This is a genomic window from Acinetobacter bereziniae (assembly GCF_016576965.1).
Lineage (GTDB): Bacteria > Pseudomonadota > Gammaproteobacteria > Pseudomonadales > Moraxellaceae > Acinetobacter > Acinetobacter bereziniae.
Genome location: NZ_CP066119.1, coordinates 2,361,711 through 2,384,126 on the forward strand (window position 1 = coordinate 2,361,711; position 22,416 = coordinate 2,384,126).

Here is a 22,416-nt window from a genome sequence, read left to right on the forward strand (position 1 = left end):
AGATTTACTGCATGAATCAGTGATAACCCTCATCCCCAATACGCACTTTATCTCTAAATACCCAATATGAAAGCCCGGTATAGATCAAAATAATGGGGATTAAGATTAAAGCGCCAATTAAGGCAAACAATTGACTGCTTTGTGGCGCTGCTGCATCCCAAATCGTGATAGACGGCGGAATAACATAGGGCCATAGACTAATGATAAATCCAGTATAAGCAAGGAATACCAAAGCTAAGGTGTAGATAAAAGGACTGAGTTCATTATGATGTTTACATGCACGTAAAATCAGAACAGTAAAGATCACCACCAAAATTGGTACAGGGCTAAAATACATCAATTGAGGCTGACTAAACCAACGTGCGGCAATTTCAGGGTGTGCCATTGGTGTATAAATACTGACAGCGCCAAAAATGAGTAATAATGCAATCACTAACTTCGGCATGAGTTGATACATACGATGTTGCAAATCAAGCTCAGTTTTAAAAATCAACCATCCGCACCCCAAAGCAGCATACAGTACAACCACTCCTAACCCTGTAAAAATCGTGAACGGCGTCAACCAATCTAATCCACCACCTGCGTACATATGATTTTCAACTTTAATTCCTTGAATATAAGCACCTAAAATCATACCTTGGAAAAAACTGGCAAGAATTGAGCCACCAATAAAAGCCTTGTCCCATAAATGTTTGGTTCTATTGGCTTTGAAACGAAATTCGAAAGCCACGCCACGGAAAATTAAAGCCACCACCATCAAGATAATTGGCATATAAAGTGCGGATAATACTGTGGCATAGACCATCGGGAATGCAGCATATAAACCCGCCCCACCCAAAACCATCCATGTTTCATTGCCATCCCAAACAGGGGCAACCGTATTCATCATCACATCACGTTCTTGTTGATCCTTGAAAAATGGGAACAGAATTCCAATACCCAAATCAAAACCATCCAGAACCACATAAATAAATACACCAATGGCAATAATGACAATCCAAATCAGAGATAAATCAATCATTATTTAGGCTCCTGTTCGTTTGAATCAACACTTTCATCTACACTGGTCAGTGGTCGTTTTGATGCAAGAATTACAGCTTCTTCACTATGTGCTTGACCTTCAGGTGTTGAATAAATAAATTGCGGACCTTTATGCATCAGTTTCAACATATAGTAGATGCCAATTCCAAAAACAACACAGTAAACCACTACAAAAATAATCAGTGTTAGACCGACTTGTTCAGCAGATACAGGTGATAAAGCATCTTTCGTGCGCATCACGCCATACACAACCCACGGCTGACGACCAACTTCAGTGGTGAACCAACCTGCAAGCAAGGCAATAAAACCCGATGGTCCCATCACAAAAGCAAAACGATGTAGCCATTTGTTTTCGTATAGCTTACCGCCCTTGCGTAAGAACAAAGCAAATGCTGCAAGTAAAATCATCAGCATTCCTAGCCCAACCATGATTCGGAAGCTCCAAAACACGATGGTCGAATTAGGACGATCTTCAGGTGCGAATTCTTTTAAGCCTTTGACTTCACCATCCATCGTATGGGTCATGATCAGACTACCCAAATTTGGAATACCGACTGCATATTTAGTTTCTTCAGCCTGCATATCAGGAATCCCGAATAAATATAAAGGCATACCTTCACCTTTATTGGTTTCCCAATGTCCTTCAATCGCCGCAAGTTTAGCAGGTTGATGCTTCAGGGTATTTAGACCATGGTTATCACCGATTAAAACTTGCAATGGCGCAAGGATTAAAATCATCCACATTGCCATAGAAAAAGAGGTTTTGACCAAAGCATCACGGCGACCTTTGAGTAAATGCCATGCAGCGGTCGCAGCAACCAACAATGCTGAAACTAGGAATGCGGCAGCTGCCATATGTGCTAAGCGATATGGAAATGAAGGATTAAAGACAATGGCGAACCAATCTTGTGGAACGATAATGCCATTTTCAATCGTGAAACCTTGTGGCGTTTGCATCCAACTGTTTGAGGATAAAATCCAAAACATTGAAATACAGGTACCCACCGCAACCATTGCAGTTGCAAAAAAATGCGCCCGTGGACCTACACGTCCCCAACCAAACAACATGATTCCAAGAAAGCCAGCTTCAAGGAAAAATGCACTGAGTACCTCATAAGCCAATAAAGGACCTGTGACAGAACCTGCAACACGGGAAAACTCACTCCAGTTGGTTCCAAACTGATAGCTCATGACAACGCCTGATACGACGCCCATCCCAAAAGCTACAGCGAAAATTTTCACCCAAAATTTAAATAAATCTTGGTATACAGGATTTTTTGTCTTGAGCCAACGCCATTCTAAAACAGCCAAGAAACTTGCTAATCCGATTGAAATTGCAGGGAAAATAATATGAAAAGACACTGTAAAGGCAAACTGTATACGTGCCAATTCTAAAGCTGTTAATCCTAAATTCATGACATCACCTTATGCATAGATAAAGGTTGAGTATTGAATGCTTCTCGCAATATTTTTTGTTTTGCCAGATCAGCATACGCCTGAAATTTAGCCATAGTCTGTTGCTTTATGTTTTCATTCTGAACGATTAACCCTAAAAATTGCATGCAAGGGATCGTTTCCTGCCATTTGAGGAAAATTGAATACATCATGGTGATTCTCTACATCATAAATTCGAAATAGCATCCGATTGTTTTACATGCTTAAAATTAAACATTTCAAAGCAATGGATGGATGAATATGTTTATGTATAGCGTATCGGTGGGGCTCGCCCTTGAGGAATAAGAAATAAACGCTGTAATTCAAAATAGACATGTTGGAAGGCTTCAACATAAGCCAATAAGCGTATTTGTATACGCACCAATATTTCTTTTACGCCAATTTCAGGTGGCATCACCAAATTACCATAGACCACGCAATACTGGCATTGATGGTTCATATCATGATGATCATGACCTGAAGATGTTGCCTGTTGTGTCTGATCTAAGTGTAAATAGTGATGAATAAAGCTGGATTCTTGCTCATGATGACTATGTGCATGTGTTGGACGTAACAAAGATTGAGTGATGTCTTCACAGACCGGAGCAATTTGATATTGTTCAGGCAAGAGCGGCTGTAAAAAAACCGCAAGCTGTAAAAATACTGTTGCAAATGCTAGCAACAAACCACTGCGTCTTAACACAATTGATTGCTCATATTGACAGAGATACGAAAAAGGAAAATGTCACTTGATGCAGTCATTCTTAATCTGTGGTCAATAATGACTGAATAAAAACCAAGCACATTACTCAACTTTTCTTATATTACTATAGTACATTTATTTTGTTATTCAAAGCTTCTTTAGCACTATTTTAGCAATACTTTGCACTTTTTTTCATTTAGATTTTCTATATAAATCATCACTCGAATAGATACATTGATTAATTTATAAACTACATTAGATAAATGATAGTCAGTCTTTCTATAAAGCGGATTTTAGCAACGGCTAAAACGACGGCGATACTCCAGTGGTGTCAATCCTGTCTTCTTTCTAAATAATCGTCTAAAGGAACTTGGATCAAGATAACCGACACTTTGCATAATCATGTCAATGGATTGTTCTGTTTCCTCTAAACGCTTTTGCGCGGCTTCAATACGAATCGCCTGAATATAACTATTCGGTGGTACACCTAAAGCTGTTTTAAAACGGCGAATCAAAGTCCTCAAAGTCACATTAAACTGCTGTGCTAAAAAAGCGATGCTGATCGGCTCTGCAAAATTAACTTCTATCCATTGTTGTATACGCTGCACCAATTCATCATGATGAAGATTAGAAATTTGTAGAATTGAATAAGACAGTTGACTACTACGACGATAATCAATCACAAAAGACTTCGCTGTTTGAATCGCAATTTCAAAACCATAAAAATGTTCAATCAAATGCAAGCCCATATCAAACCATGCCAATCCTCCACCAGCACAATAAATATGTTCAGAGCGAGTAATTAATTGCTCTGTCTTTAAACTAACATTTGGATAACGGCGATCAAATAAATCTTTAAAGCCCCAATGTGTTGTAGCTAGACGTTGATCTAAAATCCCAGCCTCTGCTAAAAAGAAATTACCCGTACACATACCGACAATCATCCACTGTTGTTGGTTTGCATATCGAATAAAGTCTATTACTCCTTGCTGTTGGCTAACAATCTGTTCAATAGAAGCCCCTATCGTCGGAACAACGATGACATCCGTAGCTTGAACCGCATGAAAGGCGATGTCAGTCTGAATCTGTATACCGTTTATACATTGAATAGCATCTCCGTTTAAACTGGCAATTTGGACTTGAAAGAGTCTCTGAACATCTTGGTTCTGAATACGATTCCAACTGGCTCCAGTCATTGAAAATAAATCAACAATACAGGTCAAAGCTGAAGCCAAAGCACCATCAAACCCAACCACGGTGATTTTAATCATGAATAAAAATGCTGTAAGAATAATAATGTCATTTATAGCACTGATGATGTCATTTTTGACAAGTCTTATATTGATATTTTTTGATTAAGCTCGTTTCAAAATAAAAGTATTTAAAAAGGAATTTTTATGTCTACATTGATTCATGCTAAAGATCTCAACTTTTTGCTCTATCAAGTTTTCGAAGCTGAACAGTTAACTGAATTAAACCGCTACAAAGAACATGATAAAACCACATTTGACAGCATATTAAATACCGCACAAGGTATCGCAACAGACTATTTTGTCCCGCATAATGCCAAAGCCGATCAAAATGAGCCTATTTTTGATGGCGCGAATGTCAAAACAATTCCTGAAGTTAAAATTGCATGGCAACAATATGCTGCTTCAGGTTTATTGTCTGCGCAGCATGATTATGAGCATGGTGGGATGCAACTTCCCACTTTAATACATATGGCATGTCATGCATTTTTTATGTCCGCCAATCCTTCTACAGCAGCATATCCATTTCTCACTGCTGCAGCAGCGAACCTGATTCAAGCGTTTGCTGCACCTCAACACAAACAAACCTTTTTACCCGCAATGTTTGATGGTCGATTTGCTGGAACAATGGCACTCACGGAACCAAATGTCGGTTCTTCATTGGGTGATTTGACCACCAAAGCGATTCCGCAAGCAGATGGTAACTATCTGATCAAAGGTCAGAAAATGTTTATTTCTGGTGGTGATCAAGATATTACTGAAAATATTGTTCATTTGGTTTTAGCAAGAATTCACGGTGCGCCGCAAGGCGTTAAAGGAATTTCACTGTTTATTGTGCCAAAGTTTAAAACGTATTTAGATGGTTCTGTAGCAGAATCGAATGATGTCCATTTGAGTGGTTTATTACATAAAATGGGCTATAGAGGGACAACTTCGACTGTGCTTAGCTTTGGTGAAAATGATCAATGCCAAGGTTATCTGATTGGACAAGCTGGTGATGGCTTAAAATACATGTTCAAAATGATGAATGAAGCACGCGTTGGTGTAGGTCTGGGTGCAGCAATGATTGGTTATCGTGGCTATTTAGAATCTTTAAACTACGCAAAAAATCGACCACAAGGTCGATTGGCTGATGAAAAGGACCCATCCAGCAAACCTGTCAATATTATTGAGCACAGTGATGTAAAACGAATGTTATTGGCACAAAAGTCTTATGTAGAAGGTGGATTGGCCTTATGCTTATTTGCTGCACGTTTGATTGATGAACATCAGGCAGCGGACAATACAGACAGCGCGATTCTTTTAGACTTGATTACACCAGTCGTGAAGTCATTCCCCTCCGCCTATGGTCCCAAAGCCAATGATTTAGCAATACAAGTGCTTGGCGGTGCTGGATATACAAAAGACTATCCTGTCGAACAATGCTACCGTGATAATCGCCTCAATCCGATTCATGAAGGTACCTATGGCATTCAGTCCTTGGACTTATTGGGGCGTAAACTATGGCAACATGATCAACAAGGCTTAAAAATACTGTTGCAACGTATTCATCAAACGCTTGATGAAGTCAGTGATGATGCTGCCCGCGAAATTGCTACGATATTCTGTAAGCATTTAGCCACGATTGAAAAAACCACCAATATACTCGGCGCTGCACTTAGACAAGGCAAAATCAAACAAGCCCTTGCCAACTCAGCACTCTATCTCGATATGTTTGGAAAGTTACTGGTTGCTTGGTTATGGCTTGAGATGGTCAATAAAGCAGTAAAAGCGTTTAAAGAATCAACGCATCAAGAGGATATAGATTTTTTAGCTGGAAAAATTCAAGCAGCACGTTATTTTATAATGTGGGAACTTCCTGAAATTGAACATCAAGCCAAACTTCTAATCAGCTTCGATGAGACATGTTCAATGATGCAAAATGACTGGTTTTAAATTCAAAACGGTTTAATGAAAGCACCTTAACTGCATAGCTAAGGTGCTTTTTTAATAGGTATTTAAGTTATTTAAACACTTTAAAACGCACAGCATCATCCATATATGTTTTTTCTGATGCGTCAGCTTCAATTGAACCAAACACCAACTGCGCACGAAGTTTCCAATTTTTAGGAATATCCCATTCAGCATGAACTTGTTCATCTACAATAGGATTATAATGTTGTAAAGAAGCACCTAAGCCATCGCTATTTAAAGCTGCCCATGTTGCAAACTGTGCAATCGCGGTAGAATGTTCTGCCCATACTGGAAAGTTATCGGCATAAGAAGGAAATTGCGCTTGCAAATCTTTCACGACATCTTGGTCTTCAAAGAATAATACTGTTCCAAACCCTGCAATAAAACTATCCATTTTTGCTTCGGTTTTTAATGCACTTGCTTCATCTTTAGCATAAGTTTTGAGTTGGGCTTTGACAAAATTCCAAAATTTTTCATGTTCAGCATTAAACAAAATCACCGCTCGAGAAGATTGCGAGTTAAAAGACGATGGGCTTTGTTTGATTGCTTGTTGAATGAGATCAGAAAGATATTCTGGAGAATGATTGACATGACGTCCAATCGCATAAATAGTACGGCGTTTATGAATTAAATCTAAAAAAACATTCGACATGAATTAAAATCCTTGGATATATCCTCGGGAAAATCCGATAGCACTAAAAATATTGTGAAGATATTTTAAAAAATCATTAATTTCAATGAATTGATAAAATCTGAAGTATTACAACATAAATAAGTGACTTATGAATATCTGATTTCGATATAAACTTTGAATCAAAACAAATCATCAACATTAAGTACTCTTCGATCACAGACCAATGTTTTCTTAATGGATTCATTTGATTTTTATCAGAACAACATGTTTGCTATTTATACAATTTTTCATCTTTATTACACATAAGTATCTTATTTTTAAATAGTGTCCTTATAATCTTCTGTAATCAAAAGTTGTAAGTTTTTATACCGCTTTAAAAAATCAATGAGTTATAAATGAAAGTCTTAAATTTAATGGGTCTACTCAGTTCAATCTTTATTCTTTTTTTTATTATCTATTCATTATAGCCACTTAATATAATCAGCCCCTAAAATGACACCGTTATAAGTTCAACAAGAACAGTAATGACTGTCCTTGTGAACGATGATGTACTTTCGAGATTTAATTAAAAATGTGCATTTAATACCTTTGCTGATACTGTATTTTTCCAAAGCTCACGTAATGTCGGCAAATAAAATTTTTCACCAAGATCAATCAACTCAGCATCAATCAAGGCATGTGTTTCATGCATAAATAAATAATCTAGCTCAACCGTAGACAATTGCTGCTGTTGTTTGGCAAATTCTTTACGCTTGGCTTGTGCTTGTTTAAGCAGTTGATCAGCAAAATCCTTGGTTTTATATTGACTGATTGCCTGTAATCTTAGTTCGATCACGCCCCAACCTGTCAATAGTTTTTTAAAGGTTTCAAAGTCTTCACTGGTCGACTCCCATGTCATTTTTTCTAGATCTTCATCTTCTGGGAGTACAGGAAGTAAAATTTCCATCACACTAGGAAAAATCTTTTTGAAATTTAGAATAAATTTAACAGGATGTTCACCAGGATAATCTTTAAACTGAACATGTTTCTGGACATCTGTTAAATAAATAGACAACATTAAAAAATCCTTAGTTAAGACACTGTTTCAAATGATTTAAGAGGTGGATCAGGAAATTTGAACAACACTTATAAGTGATATTTTGCTCCCCAAATGATGTTATAAACATCAATATATGGAGTATTTTATGACACGTAGACCAAGAAGAAATCATTCAAATGACTTTAAAGCTAAGGTAGCACTTGCTGCGATTAAAGCAGAAAAAACACTTGCTGAATTGAGTGCTGAATTTGATGTTCATCAAAACCAAATTATTGACTGGAAAAATCAACTGATTTCAGCTTCCTCGCAAGCTTTCGATCAATCAAAAGCTCCAACAGAACCACCCATCGATCTAAAAAAACTACATGCAAAAATCGGTGAGCAGGCATTAGAAATTGATTTTTTAGAAGGTGTGTTGAAGAAACTGGGTCGCTTCAACCACAAAAGTTAATCGATGACTCACTTCAGATTTCAGTATCTAAGCAAGCTAAGCTGCTGAAAGTCTCCCGTGGTTGTTATTACTATCGCCCAAAACCTGTGAGTGAATCAGATCTGAAGCTGATGCGCTGTATGGATGAGTTACATATGCAATACCCTTTTGCAGGTAGCCGTATGATGCGTGATTTATTGAATCGTCAAGGACATCATATAGGACGACGTCATACACGTACTTTAATGAAGAAAATGGGCATTAATGCGTTATATCGTAAACCAAATCTAAGTCAGGCCAATCAAGCTCACCGTAAATATCCATATCTGCTCAAAGGATTGGCTATTCAGCGCAGTAATCAAGTGTGGTCTACGGATATAACGTATATCCCTATGGCAAAAGGCTTTGTTTATTTATGTGCTGTGATTGATTGGCATAGCCGCAAGGTACTTGCGCATAGAGTATCGATTAGTATGGAGGTTACATTTTGCATAGAAACATTAAATGAAGCTATTGAAAAATATGGCCGACCTGAAGTCTTTAATACAGACCAAGGCAGTCAGTTTACCAGTGATGCATTTATTGATGTATTGAAATCAAATGGCATTCAAATCAGTATGGATGGTAAAGGTCGATGGGTTGATAATGTGATGGTTGAACGATTATGGCGGAGCGTTAAATATGAAGAGGTGTATCTCAAAGCCTACAGCAATGTTTTGGATGCGAAGAAGCAATTAAACGCATATTTTGAATTTTATAATTTGAAACGACCTCATTCGAGTCTGGACAAAATGACTCCAGATGAGTTTTACTATGACCAGCTACCACAACAAAATAAGGTAGCTTAACTAGAGCAGAGTATCACTTATAAATAAGCTTTTAGTTGTTCAAACAAGTGGGACCACCTCTAATGTTTATTCTAGAGTGCATTAACTAATGACCATTAAACGATAAATTTAAATTCAAATTTTCCTTGATAATCAATTTGATCCAAATAATCTTTAATTTCATGAGCGATATTTCTAAATACTTCTAAAACATCGCTGGGTGGATCTATTAGTACTTCAATCTTAAAATTTTCATCATCTTTTTTTGTATGGTGTATATAAGTACCATCACAACTCATTTTTAACGTCAGATAATCTTCAATTGTGTCAGTAAACTGTTGTGTGACTAACTCAATTTTTGAAAACTTGTGCATTTGTGTTTTTTCCTCAATCTTATTTCGCGATCTGATAAAGAATCTCGTCTAGAGTCCTTTTGGGTTATAAGATCGATCTGTTATAGAGACGATGGCGCTTAAGCTACGAGTCTCTATATCGTATTTTTTAGATATATTAATTTAAAATTAGCTAAATAATCAAATTAAAATTTTAAAAGAATTATACCAATTTGAGATTTTGTATGACTTAATCAGCATTTTGTTAGTTTTTTTCTATTCAATTCTTATTTTTAATCTATATTGATGAAACCAAATTAACTGATTGAAAGCTGTAATTATTATTAAATTTAACCATCTGAGTAACGATCAAGTATTCGATGATTTAAAAATTTTTTCAACAATATGCTCATGCGTAGGAATGAGCCCAGCTTTTAATCCAAGGGGTTTAAACACTTTATCAACAACAGATTGAGTAAGTTTTCCTTTATCTTGCTCGATATCGCTCAGTGTACGTCGACTAATACCGACCAGTGTTGCATATTGTTCTTGTGACATACTTAATAGATTTTTCCGAAGATAAGCCAACAATTGCCCCATGCTTATTTCATTCATTAAGTACTTTGTATACAAATCAATCAGAACTTGCTGGCGATCTTGTGGTTGTTTTTTAATATTCATAAAAGTTCCCATCGCTTTAATTTAGCTTCAATGTAGTCGAATGAGAGTACAGGCATTTCAATGATCTGTTTGGGTATGCCCTTGTCTATTAATCTTTGTTTGAGTTCAAGCAATTTGTTTGCCAATGATTTTAGCGTCTCTAAAGATATATCAGGATCACACCACGGCGCCAATTTCTGTGAAATTTGAATCCATTGGTATTCACCACCTTCTTCATAAGGACTTCCCCATGTTGTTGACCTAATCACATGCTCTGGGTCTGCTTTCATAGGAGCAAAATCATAAATCGGAGAAAGAAAAACATTTCCAGTCTTTTTTAAAAATGAAGTATTACGCCCATGATTATCTGAATTACCAAAAATGATATTAAGTAAATCTCTTTCTAACCACTCGCAAACAAATTGAGTCGAATTAAACTTAGTATCTATGGTTTTAAGCAAAATACAAAGACTGTCAATCACTTCAAAATGATTAAGATGGCTCCCTGCTGACTTATTTAAAATTGAATACACTGATTCGAGTCCATATCGATGCCATCGTTGATCACACCATTCAGTATCAAATCTTGGCAACCACAATGAAGGATACTTTTCACCTTCAATAAGTCGCATATTGGCAGTATCAATTGTACTAAAACCCAGTTCATTCAATTCACGGTAATAATAATATTCAGCTCTTAGAATGTTACAGTCAATTTCACTGCGATTATTTCTCGGAAATTTAACCAAGTAATGCTGATCAGGAGTATCAAAGCTTTGTTGATAAGTATCAATCCAGACTTTTTGATCCACTGTGTAACGCACAAGCAGTTTTGGTGCTTCACCACCTGCACCGGTTGCTCCCCCGCTGATAGCTCCCATTTGCTGTGCATACTCTAAAAAATCTGCATTACGATCAGCAACATCTGCCGTACTAAATTTGCGTAAATGTAAAGTAGACTCAGGATTTACGGGAGGAATTGATTCTTTAATTCGTAAATTTCCAACAGGTGCAATCACTCCTTTTTCTAATAAAATAGTGTCTTGTTCTGCATGTGAGAATTTTTGTAAGTTGAGATAGTTAATCCAATAACGTCGTGCAGCACCTGAAGGAATAATATCATCTAAAAAGCCAAACCATGTTTTGGCTTCATGTTTAATAATCAGTTGCACTGGAAGCGATAAACTACAAGCATGTTCATCCCTTTTGTCTAAATATGAAATGGCGTATTCAATTTGGTACTCTAGTTCACAGGGACTCGCCGATCCCTTTTCAGGATCTAATATTTTAAGTTCTGCTATATCTAACCAGTGCCTATCAAATAATGCCTGTATTGTAAATTTCTTCATAAATAGAAATGAGCAGTTATTTGCTCAAAATTAGCATGAAAAACAATAAATGTGAATATATTTGCTCATTTCTGCGAATTTAAAATATTTTTGTGCAAATTTTTGCTCAAAGCTACGCTTAAATACCACTATTATTTTTTGAACTTAGCCCCATAATTTCAAACTAATCTTGTGGGTGAAGTACATCCAAAGACACTTTAACCCGATCTACTACAATCATTGTTGTGAAATAGATTACTTTCCCCCCATATAATATTCGTACATTCAAATATTTGTACATTCAGAGGTAGCGTCTGGAACATTCATATTAAAGTATTTTTAAGTTGATTTAAGGTCGTATCAAGATGACAATAATCACAAGATTGTTCATTTCGTAAATCATCTGATCTATACTTTAGAGTAATTGAAAAAGTTGTTGTAGTGTTTGGATAAACCAAGTTCGTGCATCCAAATCATCTCGATGATTGTACCAATTTACGCTGACATTAAAGGGTTTGACTGAAAATGGTAATTCAAAACTATTTACATCACTATTTCGCTCATACACTTTTGCAGCACGTGAAGGCAAAGTCACCAATAATTCAGAACTGTTCACCACATCTTGCAATACACTAAAATGAGGGAGTTCTAGCATAATTTTTCTCTTTAACCCCAATTCTTTAAGCTTCTGATCAATTTCAATATGCCCTGTCGAAGATTTAATAGCCGCATGTTTTTCTTGTAAATACTGCTCTAAACTCAGTTGCTCTCTAACCCGTGGATGGTTTTTGTCAGCAATGCACATATAGCGTTCTTCAAATAAGTTGCGAGATTCTATTTTTGGCATGACGGTATAGCTGCTATTAAATACAGCCGCATCTAAAAAACCCTCAACTAGCCATTCCTCGACTTTATCAGACTGAATTTCTTCAATTTCTATTTTAATAAATGGTGCTTCTTGTACCAGATGTTGAATCAATGATGGTAAAAGGCAAAATTCTCCTAAGTCTGATAGCCCTAAACGAAAAGCTCGCGTTGATGTTTTGGGATCAAATCGTTGTGAAACGATAATTGCCATTTCAATATCAGAAATCGCCTGCCTAAAACTGGGATATAAACTTTGCGCAAGTTTGGTGGGTTTTACGCCAAATTTATCTCGCTCAAAGAGTGGATCGTTTAAAGATTTTCGTAAACGGTTCAAATTATAGGTGACTGAAGGCTGACTCAAATTCAGTCGTTCAGCCGCATGACTGATATTTTTAGTTTCAAAAATAATGACAAACACTTTGATAAGACTTAGATCAATCAATTTTAATCTCTCGATTCAATGAGGAAGGTTTTACCTTCCCCAATCTAGCTTTAGACTTGTACTGTTTTAACCGCTAATTTTGTGTTTTTCAAACGCAGATGAATCATTGAAATACTCAGCACAGCAATCATACATGGGATTGATAGCGCGATGAAATTATAATGAATCGGTAAATTTAAGCTTAATAACCAACCACATAAGATGGGTCCTAAAATCGCCCCCAAACGCCCTACACCCAATGCCATTCCTAAGCCCGTTGCACGGATATTTGATGAATAAAATTGTGACATATAAGCCAATAATAATATTTGCCCACCAATGGAAGCCGCACCAGCAACAGCAATACAAAAATAAAGTATAATCGTTGGTAAGTTAAAACTGAGTAATATAAATGCAGCAGCCCCACTTAAAAATAGCGTACATAATACTTTGACCAAATTAAACCGATCCGCTAAATAGCCTCCACAGATTGCGCCAAGCATTCCGCCGATGTTCAAGGCGAGCAGAAAAACCAAACTAGTCGACAGATCATAGCCTGCTTCTAGCATTAATTTCGGTAACCAGTTGCCTAAGGCATAGACCAAAACCAATGCCATAAATACACTCAACCAAAATAAAAGTGTAATCATTGCTCGATTGTCTGCAAATAAATCCTTAATTGGAGATTGAGAGGAAGATTGATTGTCTTGATCGAGACAAATTTTTGTCTGAGCTGTGTAATTAATATCGCTATTAATTTGTTTAAGAATGTCTGCTGCTTTTTCAGTTTTATTTCTGCGAACCAAATAATCAATTGACTCAGGTAATAACAGCCAAATGATAGGTACCAATAACAGTGGTATCCCCCCAAGAATAAACATAATTTTCCAACCAAATTGTGGAACTAACCACATTCCCAATAAAGCTGAACACATTCCACCAACTGCATAACCACTAAACATGAGCGATACTAAAGTTGAGCGTAATTTTTTTGGTGCATATTCGGTCATGAGTGCAATGATGTTTGGCATCACGCCACCCAAGCCCAAACCTGCCAAAAATCGAAAGATTCCAAAACTTTGCGGATCACTTGCATAGCCACAAAGTAAAGTAAAACCACTGAATAAACAGATGCATAAAATGATTAATTTTTTACGGCTAAAGCCATAGCGCTCTAATTTATCACTCAAACTTCCAAAAAGAATCGCTCCAAACATCATGCCAAATAAGGCAACACTACCTAAAAATCCTGCTGTGATACTGTCAATTTTCCATTCTGCCATCAGCTTAGGCAGTGCCACCCCATAAATCACTAAATCATAACCATCAAAAATGATGATCAATGCGCTGAGTAAAATCACTCGCCAATGAATCGCCTTCAATTTGGCATGATCAATGACTTCATTTGCATTTATCGTTTGCATAATAGACCTCCCTGGTCAGATTATTCTGTTTTATCTCTTTTTTTATTTAGCTATATATTGCACTTTGCTGTAATTGATTGGTCAATGCAGCTTGGGCTTGCTGAATATCTTGCTCAAGAGAATGCTGCCATAACCAATCAAAACGATGTGTTAAATGCTGTCCGATAGATTCAAAATCTGAATATTTTGATGAACAAAGCTCGTATATTTCACCTGACTCACGTGACGTGTTTTGAACTTTGACTGCTCGTTCTAAGCGTATTTGCTGATATATTTCAGAAACAAACTGAATAGATTCACATGTTAGTTCAGGGTTTTCTAATAATTTTGCAAGGATTAAAGCATCTTCCAAACCTTGCCCAGCTCCTGCACCTTGATGTGGTAACATTGCATGTGCAGCATCACCTATCAAAATCACATTATTGGTATTGTTTTTATAAGTCTCTAAAGGCTGAATTTCATGTAAAGCCCAGATTGTTGGCGAGTCAATCAGTTCCAATAAGGCTTTACAGCTCTCACTCCAGTCTGAAAAATCAGCCAACATTTGCTGTTTTGAAACAGCCATTGTCCAAGGTATATTTTCAGCCAATACCGTTTGTGTACGATCTGACTTAAATGCCACAATATTGATTTCCTCCCCCTGTCGAATTGGGAAGGTCAAAATGTGTTTATCTTTACCTAAAAACATTTGCGGAACATCTGCGATTTCCACATCGCGCCCTAATTTTTCAATCGCTTGTTTATAGTCTTGATACTTAATGATCCCCCGATATGCCCAAGTTCCAGAAAATTGAGGTTCACTGCGCGGCAATTGATGTGAATCCAGCACATGATTTCGGACAACGGAACGAATACCATCACAACCAATTACATAATCAAAGGTTGCCTCTTGACCATCAATGAAGCACACCGTCACTTGATCTTCATCTGCTTCAATATTTTGTACACGTTTGTTGAAGTGTACATTTGATAACGGAACTAAAGGAATTAAGCTATCGAGAAAATCTGCACGATGTACTGAAGACTGTCCAACAGATGGAGCAAGAGATGCTGATAGATATTCGTCGGTATAGCCATTCCGCCATTGGAACCAAATATCGGTATAGGGCGCTTTGACCTGATCTGCAATAGATTGATATTCTTGGCTTAAACCTAACAATTGGATTGCTTTTACCGCATTTGCACCAAAAGAGATTCCTGCACCAATTTCTGAAAATTCAGCAGCAGACTCAAATAAATGTACATCTAAGTTTGTATTTTTAACCAATTGGGTCATGAGTGCTAGTCCAGCAATACCTCCACCAATGACTGCAACTCTAATTTTTTTGTCCATTTTAGCATTCCTTACTAAATTACTTAGAATTCTATAATTGGTTATTTTTTAAGATAAATCCAATTTATATTTTTTGGTTTATACTATCTATTTTTTTGATATTTAGTTCACGATCTACTTTTAAATCTGCTTTTGTTTTTTATTAATTATTAATAAAATCAATTATCTAATAAATTTCATTGGATCATGATGAAAGGCTAATAATTTTGAAAAATTGCCAAATAACTTAATTTAAGCGCTTAACGCGAAACAATAAGATTTTGCATTTCTGACCTGTATCACTCATTTTGAGTAATACAGGTCAATCTGATGATCAGTTTAAATAAATACAAATTAGGAAAAGACACATCCTAGAAACTTACAGTCCAAGCAAGTTGCGCTGTCCGTGGGGCGCTAAGAAACAAATAATCATCGCCTAAGAAGTTTCCTGCATCTCTCCAATACTGTTTATTGAAAAGATTGTCGATATTGAATCGAAGTGTATTGTCATAGCTATAAGCTCTGAAATTATAAGCTGTGCCTAGATTAAATACGGTATAACTCGGCACTTTGACTGTACCCGTTTTATTGGCATATTTACTGCTGCTGTATTGCATACCTGCCAATAAGCGTAACCCATCTATTTGAGCCACTTGATAAGAGAGATAGTTTGCAAAACGAACTGATGGTATATTTTGTGTCTGATGCCCTTGATATTCAGTAACTTGGATGTCCTTTAAACGTGAACGTGTCAGTGCCAAAGTCGAGACCAAATCCAGATTTTGACCTAAACGCCCTTGCAAACCTAACTCTAATCCAAGGTTATGCTGTTGACCTTCAGCAATGAAATCTCGTTCAGTATTGGTATATTGATTGTCCTGTTTTAAATCAAACACTGCTGCCGTAAACAATAAATCTTGCCACTCATGCTTAACGCCTAATTCATACTGAGTGGAATGTACAGGAGCTAAAGTTTGACTTGGATTGTTGGCAAACCACGGCGCTTGTCCACCATCACTTATGCCTTTGGCATAAGAAGCATAAATGTTGGTATGTTCCCAAGGTTGATACATCAGCGCAAATTGGGGTAAGAAACGATTAAAATTGGTGTCTCGAATCTTATTTGACTCGACATTGTAGGCTCCCTCATTGAGATGAATCAGTTTGCCCCCCAAAGAGACTGACCATTCTGGATTAAAAGCAATTAAATCAATGATATTCAATGCTGTTTGTTGACTATCTAATGATTTATAGTGTTTACCCAAATGCTTATCTGTGGGGATATAGCTTTGCGGGTCCTCACCTATATTTCCTGTAGACTCAGCCCCTTCAACTACAGGTAAATTAATTGCATCATATTGTGTATGACGTTTAGCAGTTTGAGATAATTCTAAACTTAACTGATGCTGCAAAAAACCAGTGCTGAATGCCCCATTCAATCCGATTTTAAATTGGTTGGTTAAGTAGCTATCATCTGCACTGCGAAAATCATAAATATCGTAGTTGCCATTTTGATCAAAGCTATTCCCTAAGCCCGTCGTTTGACAAATACTGCTATAACATCCCCAAGGAAATGCAGCGTAATCATCTATCACCACACGACTTTGTGATGCTGTAAAATTTGCTTTCCAATGATCATTGAACTGAAATAAATATTTTAAACTGGCATTTAAACTGTCGTTGGTTATGGGTTTACTCCAGCTTTGATAAGCAAGTAAACGATCCCATTTCACATTTTGGGGAAGTGTCGTTCCATCCAGTAACTGATATCCAGCCACTGAACGTTGACGTTGTCGCTGTGATTCTAAATCAAATTCTAACTTTGAACGTTCAGAAATATTCCAATCCAGCGCCATAGAACCAAACAAGCGCTTACCATCGGCATGTTCAACGTAGGAATGAATGTCTTCTGTTGCAAGATTGATGCGATAACCAAACTGTTGGGTGTCTCCAAACAATCCACCTAAATCCGTTGCCACGCGAAAACCACCATAACGGTCGGTTTCTAATGTCATTGAACGAATATCTTCAGGTCGTTTGGTGACATAATTGATCACACCACCCGGTGTTGACATTCCATTTTGAACGGCACTGATGCCCTTTAAAATCTCGACCTGAGCTTTATTCTCAAGCGCAATATTTTGTTCGCCACGGACTAAGTTGCCATTCAGTAGATAGCTTGATCCAAGATTTAGCCCAAAACCACGCATCATAAAATTAGAATAATAACCAATAGGCGCATAACCATCGCCAATAGCTGCATCATTCTTCACCACATCAGAAAGTGTTTTAGCATGCTGATCTGCTAAACGATCTGCAGTAATGGTATGGATTGAAGCCGGAATTTCAGCAATATTAGACTGACTAAAACCTGATAAATTGACCTTGGGTTGATAATAAACCGTTTGTGCTGCTTCGGTTTGAACGTCGACTTTAATGGTTTTAAGCTGATGTGTATTTTTTTCCGCTTCTGCATGTAGCAGTACTGGACTCAATGCCAAACATGAAAATGAACCAACTGCCAGCAACGCTTTTTGTAAACGAGAAAATGGATACCTTTTCACTGTAATTGCCTAACCCCAAGATAATTTTACAAGCTAAATTTTAGCGCATGAGTATTCACAATTTTTTCTCAATGAACAAGCATTTCTATGCCATATTTAAGAATTATTCATGCTTTTATTGTGCAAGAAATCCATAATTTATTTATGTATATTACGATAAGCCATCTTTCTGTTTGCGTTATTTTTCAGCTGTTTTTTATTAAGTACTTTAGACCTTTTACGAAAGACATTTTAGAAATAAGGGACATGTCACTGCGCGACTAGACGCTTGAAGTCAATATCATTGAATTTTATTATTTTTTATATTTCATAAAACTATTAGAGCTCTTGCATTAGTCAAAATTTGAGCAGCTGTGATCTTTGTTATATAGTTAATCTGTTGAAAAATTCATACAGTAGAATATCATTTCTCTTGATCAATAAAATTAAAGCGATCAATATATTGTTTGATGATCTAAAGCTTGCACAGCCACGCTTTAGCTCTAAAGTTTAAATTGTTTTGCGTAGGCGATACTCTACTTTTCAGAGATGAAAAGTAACAAAAATCTTCCGTTGAGCGAGGGGGTACATCCTAATACCCCCGCTCAACATGGCGACATCCATGTCGCCTCGTGATAGCAAGACTGTTTATGATTCAAAAGTACAAAATAAATGAATCATCCAAATCGCTTGTATGAATAATCAGGCGGTTTGACTATATAAGGTATTGTATATAGCTAAATGACCCAAAAACCTACTTTCGCAAGAGGTCTATTATAAAATAGTTTATACTTTCGCAAGAAATATAGTGTTTTTAATTTGATTTTAATTTATGTTAAACAGCAATTAAATTTATTTTTTTAGAGTAAATTAATGATAAACTATATTCGAACGTTTTATATTGAGTCTAAAATTAAAAAAACAGTAGATTTGGAGCTAAACAAATACAATTACTTTAATTTAATAAAAAAATTTAAAAATGAAAATTTTATTAGCGCAAAAGAATTACTAAGATTAGATGTTTTATTGGATTCATATACATATTCAGTAAAATTAAGACCTCTAGATGGTAATCTTACAAACAGTAGAACAGAACTAGAAAAATATCTGAAACTTCTTGTAAAAAAAGATGTTGAAAGAAAATATATTAATTTAAGAGATGTCGGTTTTTTATCATGCTCACGAGATGAAGATCTTTTTTCAGATTATACTAGGGTCTGTTGACATTTAGGGTTCATAATTTAACCTACAATGGGAGCCATAAAAATATACAAGCTAATGCAACAGAACTTTCATAGTTCCGTTTTAACTTGTCGTATCGAGTGGCTATTCCTCGAAATTGCTTTAATCTACAGAACATATTTTCTACTAAGTGCCTGATTTTATATAAATACCAATCCATATGGTCATTGTTTGATTGGCTATTGGATTTTTTAGGTATATTCGCTTTTGTTCTAGTTGCTCTAATCTGCTCTCTTAATGGCTCTGAATCGTAACCTTTATCTCCACATACAACCTCTACCTCATTTAAATCGAGTTTTGAAATTAAATCAGGTGCGACTTTAACATCATGCGTGGTTCCATCAGTAATAATGAAATCAATAGGATTCCCATTTGAATCTACAACTAAATGTATTTTGGAGGAGTTTCCTCCTGCACTTTTAGAGATTGCCTGATCAGCAATACCCGCAGAATGTTGATGAGCACGAATATGGGAACCATCGATGAATAGCCATTCCATATCGGTATTCAGTGATAATAATTTGAATATAGTGAGTAACTTACCACTACTTGACCAGCGATTAAAACGTTTAAAAATAGAGTTAGGTTGTCCAAAGCAAGTGGGTATGTCACGCCAAGGACATCCAGTTCTTATCCTATAAAGAATCGCTTCAATAAAATTTCTTAAATTTGAGTTGAGATGAATGGATAAATTACGCAAAATAGCTTTCAACTTTTGCCAGTGTTGATCTGTTAACATGGTACGAGGCATAGCGAATAGTAGAATTGGGTTTGGCGATTTAATTTTACTACTTCGCTATTTTTTAATCTAAAAGTGTCAACACACCCTAATATTTCTAGTTGGTGGCTTGCAACATTGTTTAAAGGAAAGAAAAGCTTATCAGATGAAAAACGAGAAAAATATCTAAAATTTAATCAAGAACAGATATCAGAAACTATTATAGACAAGGAAAACCCATCACCTGATAGTTTTACAGATAATCATCAGGATTTTTATAAATTTCAATGGCATAATAAGATTATGGCTAATAATGGTGGTGGCTCTCACCGTTTAGGACGCGTTATAACTCTATGTAATGAGTTTGATCATAATGAATTTTATGAGACTAATCTTCATAGCTTTTATATAGATAATTTAATTTTAGATACATTATTTGAAAAATATTGCCTTTTTATAGTTTTTAAAGATGAATCAATTATTCATTTTATAAACTTTATTTACTCAAAAAAAATTGAAGCATATACGCTTGATTTAGAAAATTTTAAAATTTTAATAATTAAAAAGGATAATACCTCTTCAAGCATATGTTCGATTTTAAATAATCAGCAGAATATTAAAGAATTTCTGGAGGAATTTATGATCTGAATAGTCATTAAAAAAAAGCGAGATATACCTAATTTTTTATTTAAGCTGATTGATGCAAAAGTTTGTGTAATCATTTCATTATGGATTTTCGAATTTCTCGTGGTGTCATTCCAAATAAAACTTTGAATTGTTCTGTAAATCTTGATTGGGATTGATAACCACATTGATTAGCAATGTGACCAATATTCAATTGAGTCGTTTGCAACAAATGTAATCCATGACTTAAACGTGTTCTACTCCGAATATCTTGAATATTCTCACCTTCATTTTTTAATTTACGTCTCAAGGTCGAACTACTCATAAAAAGATCTGCTGCAATTATCTCAGCAGTCCAATCCAAAGTTAGATTATTTGCAATCATGCGATGTATTTTTTCACTGAACCGATGGGTTTGATTGATATTGGAAACATCGCGATATCCAAGATAATAAAGAATGCTCAACAGTTCTTTTTTTCTATATTTCATCACTCCTGCTGAGGACATTATTGCGAGTTGCATATATTGTAAAAGTGCAGTTTTAAGGATTGTATTGATATCCCCCTGTAGATATTCAACAAGCTGCTGAGGGTTCATTGGCAAGTCAGTAAAATCCTCTTGCTCAAAATCGATCAGCACAGCAAGATATTCCTCTTGATGAGGTATATTTCTCATATCTATACGTGAGCTATTCGATAAAAATACAAAAGTTCCTGATTGGCATGTGACCAATTCCGATGTTCCAAGTTGTTTTTCACCATTTAAAATAAAGATAAGCAATGGCTTTATAATTGGTACGTTACTAATCATTTGTTCTTTATGGGAACAATAAATTGAAAAGGGTAAATATTGCTGTTGATTGATCGCTGTTTTAGCTATAGCAATGAGGTCATTCATGATTGAATATTTGGAATGTAATCATGATTTTAATTACATTCCACTCCTTTCAAATTAGATTATTTAATAGCCCCTATCTTTGATAAAGAGCTTCGATTGTACTTGATGCAAGACTATGCGCTTTAACCATGTAGCCTGTTAATGCACCTGATGCACCTTTGGGTAGATCTAGCTTCTCAGAAAGTGCGTAGATCGTAAATTGATAACGATGAATCCCATGACCTTTTGGTGGGCAAGCTCCGCCAAATCCAGTTTGTCCAAAATCATTTGTTAAATTTATGACTCCTTTAGATTCTAATTTTCCATGACCTGATGGAATCGAAGTGACTTCGGTGGGTATATTGACTGCTTGCCAGTGCCACCATCCACTGCCTGAGGGAGCATCTGGATCATAAACCATAATCGCATAAGCTTTGGTTGCTTTTGGCGCCCCACTCCAAGACAGCTGTGGAGATTTGTTTTCACCTGAACACCCAAAGCCTTGGTATTCATGTTTCTTTTTCATGATTTCTCCCTGCGTGATGTCTGTACTTTTGAGCTTGAACTCATCCGCATAGGTAAAGCCTGAAAAAATACTGAGCAACGGAAATATAAATTTCACAATGTTTTTATTCATTAAGTTTATCCTGTCTAAATACAGTATCTTAATGTTTTTAATAAAATTTAATTCTCTCTAAGTTGCCATTTTTTCGCCTAAATCAATCATTCTTAATTATATTGGAAAATATATTGAAAA

20 protein-coding genes are annotated in these 22,416 nt (G+C 36.0%); 4 read left to right on the forward strand and 16 right to left on the reverse strand.

Annotated elements, in window-relative coordinates; all coding sequences use genetic code 11:
• Positions 1–16: 16 nt before the first annotated feature.
• The 4 genes from cydB to I9192_RS11180 form a co-directional block, all read right to left on the reverse strand.
• Positions 17–1,021: a cytochrome d ubiquinol oxidase subunit II gene (gene cydB, locus I9192_RS11165; RefSeq protein WP_005028917.1), complete on the reverse strand. Its 1,005-nt coding sequence runs from the start codon at positions 1,019–1,021 to the stop codon at positions 17–19.
• Positions 1,021–2,457: a cytochrome ubiquinol oxidase subunit I gene (locus tag I9192_RS11170; RefSeq protein ID WP_004830850.1), complete on the reverse strand. Its 1,437-nt coding sequence runs from the start codon at positions 2,455–2,457 to the stop codon at positions 1,021–1,023. Before I9192_RS11170 ends, cydB begins: the two co-directional genes overlap by 1 nt.
• A 283-nt stretch (positions 2,458–2,740) precedes the next feature.
• Complete coding sequence (locus I9192_RS11175; RefSeq protein WP_004830853.1) at positions 2,741–3,178, reverse strand: DUF2946 domain-containing protein; 438 nt, start codon at positions 3,176–3,178, stop codon at positions 2,741–2,743.
• A 293-nt stretch (positions 3,179–3,471) separates the two neighbouring features.
• Positions 3,472–4,449, reverse strand: coding sequence for a GlxA family transcriptional regulator (locus I9192_RS11180; protein WP_005028918.1), 978 nt, complete (start codon positions 4,447–4,449; stop codon positions 3,472–3,474).
• 126 nt (positions 4,450–4,575) lie between these two features.
• Between I9192_RS11180 and I9192_RS11185 the strand changes: the two genes are divergently transcribed.
• Complete coding sequence (locus I9192_RS11185; protein WP_005028919.1) at positions 4,576–6,363, forward strand: acyl-CoA dehydrogenase; 1,788 nt, start codon at positions 4,576–4,578, stop codon at positions 6,361–6,363.
• Between the two features lie 67 nt (positions 6,364–6,430).
• On the opposite strand, the gene I9192_RS11190 is transcribed toward I9192_RS11185, so the two are convergent.
• Positions 6,431–7,033, reverse strand: coding sequence for a nitroreductase family protein (locus I9192_RS11190; RefSeq protein ID WP_005028921.1), 603 nt, complete (start codon positions 7,031–7,033; stop codon positions 6,431–6,433).
• Positions 7,034–7,580: 547 nt separating this feature from the next.
• Positions 7,581–8,072, reverse strand: coding sequence for a hypothetical protein (locus I9192_RS11195; protein ID WP_005028923.1), 492 nt, complete (start codon positions 8,070–8,072; stop codon positions 7,581–7,583).
• 127 nt (positions 8,073–8,199) lie between these two features.
• On the opposite strand from I9192_RS11195, the gene I9192_RS11200 reads away from it, so the two are divergent.
• A protein-coding gene (locus I9192_RS11200) for an IS3 family transposase (protein WP_223672967.1) occupies positions 8,200–9,332 on the forward strand; the annotation gives its coding sequence in 2 pieces (ribosomal slippage) (positions 8,200–8,452 and positions 8,452–9,332; 1,134 coding nt in all).
• A gap of 95 nt (positions 9,333–9,427) precedes the next feature.
• On the opposite strand, the gene I9192_RS11205 is transcribed toward I9192_RS11200, so the two are convergent.
• The 7 genes from I9192_RS11205 to I9192_RS11235 form a co-directional block, all read right to left on the reverse strand.
• Positions 9,428–9,685, reverse strand: a complete 258-nt coding sequence (locus tag I9192_RS11205) for a hypothetical protein (protein ID WP_004830774.1) — start codon at positions 9,683–9,685, stop codon at positions 9,428–9,430.
• Positions 9,686–10,012: 327 nt separating this feature from the next.
• Positions 10,013–10,324 (reverse strand): helix-turn-helix transcriptional regulator, encoded by a 312-nt coding sequence (locus I9192_RS11210; protein ID WP_004830773.1) that lies wholly within the window; start codon positions 10,322–10,324, stop codon positions 10,013–10,015.
• Positions 10,321–11,652 carry a type II toxin-antitoxin system HipA family toxin gene (locus I9192_RS11215; protein ID WP_200149798.1) on the reverse strand — a complete coding sequence of 444 codons (1,332 nt, stop codon included), beginning with the start codon at positions 11,650–11,652 and terminating at the stop codon, positions 10,321–10,323. Before I9192_RS11215 ends, I9192_RS11210 begins: the two co-directional genes overlap by 4 nt.
• A gap of 394 nt (positions 11,653–12,046) precedes the next feature.
• Complete coding sequence (locus I9192_RS11220; protein ID WP_228289347.1) at positions 12,047–12,937, reverse strand: LysR family transcriptional regulator; 891 nt, start codon at positions 12,935–12,937, stop codon at positions 12,047–12,049.
• A gap of 53 nt (positions 12,938–12,990) precedes the next feature.
• Positions 12,991–14,343: an MFS transporter gene (locus tag I9192_RS11225; RefSeq protein WP_121775868.1), complete on the reverse strand. Its 1,353-nt coding sequence runs from the start codon at positions 14,341–14,343 to the stop codon at positions 12,991–12,993.
• Between the two features lie 46 nt (positions 14,344–14,389).
• Positions 14,390–15,676, reverse strand: coding sequence for a salicylate 1-monooxygenase (gene salA, locus I9192_RS11230; protein ID WP_199958322.1), 1,287 nt, complete (start codon positions 15,674–15,676; stop codon positions 14,390–14,392).
• 350 nt (positions 15,677–16,026) lie between these two features.
• On the reverse strand, positions 16,027–18,219 hold the full coding sequence (locus I9192_RS11235) for a TonB-dependent siderophore receptor (protein WP_200149800.1): 2,193 nt from the start codon (positions 18,217–18,219) through the stop codon (positions 16,027–16,029).
• An 852-nt stretch (positions 18,220–19,071) separates the two neighbouring features.
• On the opposite strand from I9192_RS11235, the gene I9192_RS11240 reads away from it, so the two are divergent.
• Positions 19,072–19,422: a hypothetical protein gene (locus I9192_RS11240; RefSeq protein WP_227567326.1), complete on the forward strand. Its 351-nt coding sequence runs from the start codon at positions 19,072–19,074 to the stop codon at positions 19,420–19,422.
• Between the two features lie 22 nt (positions 19,423–19,444).
• Here I9192_RS11240 and I9192_RS11245 read toward each other — a convergent pair whose 3' ends face one another.
• Complete coding sequence (locus I9192_RS11245; RefSeq protein WP_005032014.1) at positions 19,445–20,191, reverse strand: IS5 family transposase; 747 nt, start codon at positions 20,189–20,191, stop codon at positions 19,445–19,447.
• 63 nt (positions 20,192–20,254) lie between these two features.
• Here I9192_RS11245 and I9192_RS22325 point away from each other — a divergent pair, with 63 nt between their 5' ends.
• A complete protein-coding gene (locus I9192_RS22325; protein WP_228289319.1) occupies positions 20,255–20,806 on the forward strand; it encodes a DUF6685 family protein in 552 nt (183 codons plus the stop codon).
• Positions 20,807–20,876: 70 nt separating this feature from the next.
• On the opposite strand, the gene I9192_RS11255 is transcribed toward I9192_RS22325, so the two are convergent.
• The gene (locus I9192_RS11255; protein ID WP_200149801.1) at positions 20,877–21,680 is read right to left on the reverse strand and encodes a helix-turn-helix transcriptional regulator; all 804 of its coding nucleotides are present in this window, start codon (positions 21,678–21,680) and stop codon (positions 20,877–20,879) included.
• 73 nt (positions 21,681–21,753) lie between these two features.
• A complete protein-coding gene (locus tag I9192_RS11260) occupies positions 21,754–22,296 on the reverse strand; it encodes a YbhB/YbcL family Raf kinase inhibitor-like protein (protein ID WP_042088775.1) in 543 nt (180 codons plus the stop codon).
• Between the last annotated feature and the right edge of the window lie 120 nt (positions 22,297–22,416).

What these genes read in the sequence shown, in the direction of transcription:
- I9192_RS11225 (WP_121775868.1), bottom strand. Translation starts at nt 14,343, where the DNA reads ATGCAAACGATAAATGCAAATGAAGTCATTGATCATGCCAAATTGAAG.
- I9192_RS11245 (WP_005032014.1), bottom strand. Translation starts at nt 20,191, where the DNA reads ATGCCTCGTACCATGTTAACAGATCAACACTGGCAAAAGTTGAAAGCT.
- I9192_RS11185 (WP_005028919.1), top strand. Translation starts at nt 4,576, where the DNA reads ATGTCTACATTGATTCATGCTAAAGATCTCAACTTTTTGCTCTATCAA.
- I9192_RS11255 (WP_200149801.1), bottom strand. Translation starts at nt 21,680, where the DNA reads ATGAATGACCTCATTGCTATAGCTAAAACAGCGATCAATCAACAGCAA.
- I9192_RS11205 (WP_004830774.1), bottom strand. Translation starts at nt 9,685, where the DNA reads ATGCACAAGTTTTCAAAAATTGAGTTAGTCACACAACAGTTTACTGAC.
- I9192_RS11260 (WP_042088775.1), bottom strand. Translation starts at nt 22,296, where the DNA reads ATGAATAAAAACATTGTGAAATTTATATTTCCGTTGCTCAGTATTTTT.
- I9192_RS11170 (WP_004830850.1), bottom strand. Translation starts at nt 2,457, where the DNA reads ATGAATTTAGGATTAACAGCTTTAGAATTGGCACGTATACAGTTTGCC.
- I9192_RS11210 (WP_004830773.1), bottom strand. Translation starts at nt 10,324, where the DNA reads ATGAATATTAAAAAACAACCACAAGATCGCCAGCAAGTTCTGATTGAT.
- I9192_RS11190 (WP_005028921.1), bottom strand. Translation starts at nt 7,033, where the DNA reads ATGTCGAATGTTTTTTTAGATTTAATTCATAAACGCCGTACTATTTAT.
- I9192_RS11180 (WP_005028918.1), bottom strand. Translation starts at nt 4,449, where the DNA reads ATGATTAAAATCACCGTGGTTGGGTTTGATGGTGCTTTGGCTTCAGCT.
- salA (WP_199958322.1), bottom strand. Translation starts at nt 15,676, where the DNA reads ATGGACAAAAAAATTAGAGTTGCAGTCATTGGTGGAGGTATTGCTGGA.
- I9192_RS11215 (WP_200149798.1), bottom strand. Translation starts at nt 11,652, where the DNA reads ATGAAGAAATTTACAATACAGGCATTATTTGATAGGCACTGGTTAGAT.
- cydB (WP_005028917.1), bottom strand. Translation starts at nt 1,021, where the DNA reads ATGATTGATTTATCTCTGATTTGGATTGTCATTATTGCCATTGGTGTA.
- I9192_RS11240 (WP_227567326.1), top strand. Translation starts at nt 19,072, where the DNA reads ATGATAAACTATATTCGAACGTTTTATATTGAGTCTAAAATTAAAAAA.
- I9192_RS11195 (WP_005028923.1), bottom strand. Translation starts at nt 8,072, where the DNA reads ATGTTGTCTATTTATTTAACAGATGTCCAGAAACATGTTCAGTTTAAA.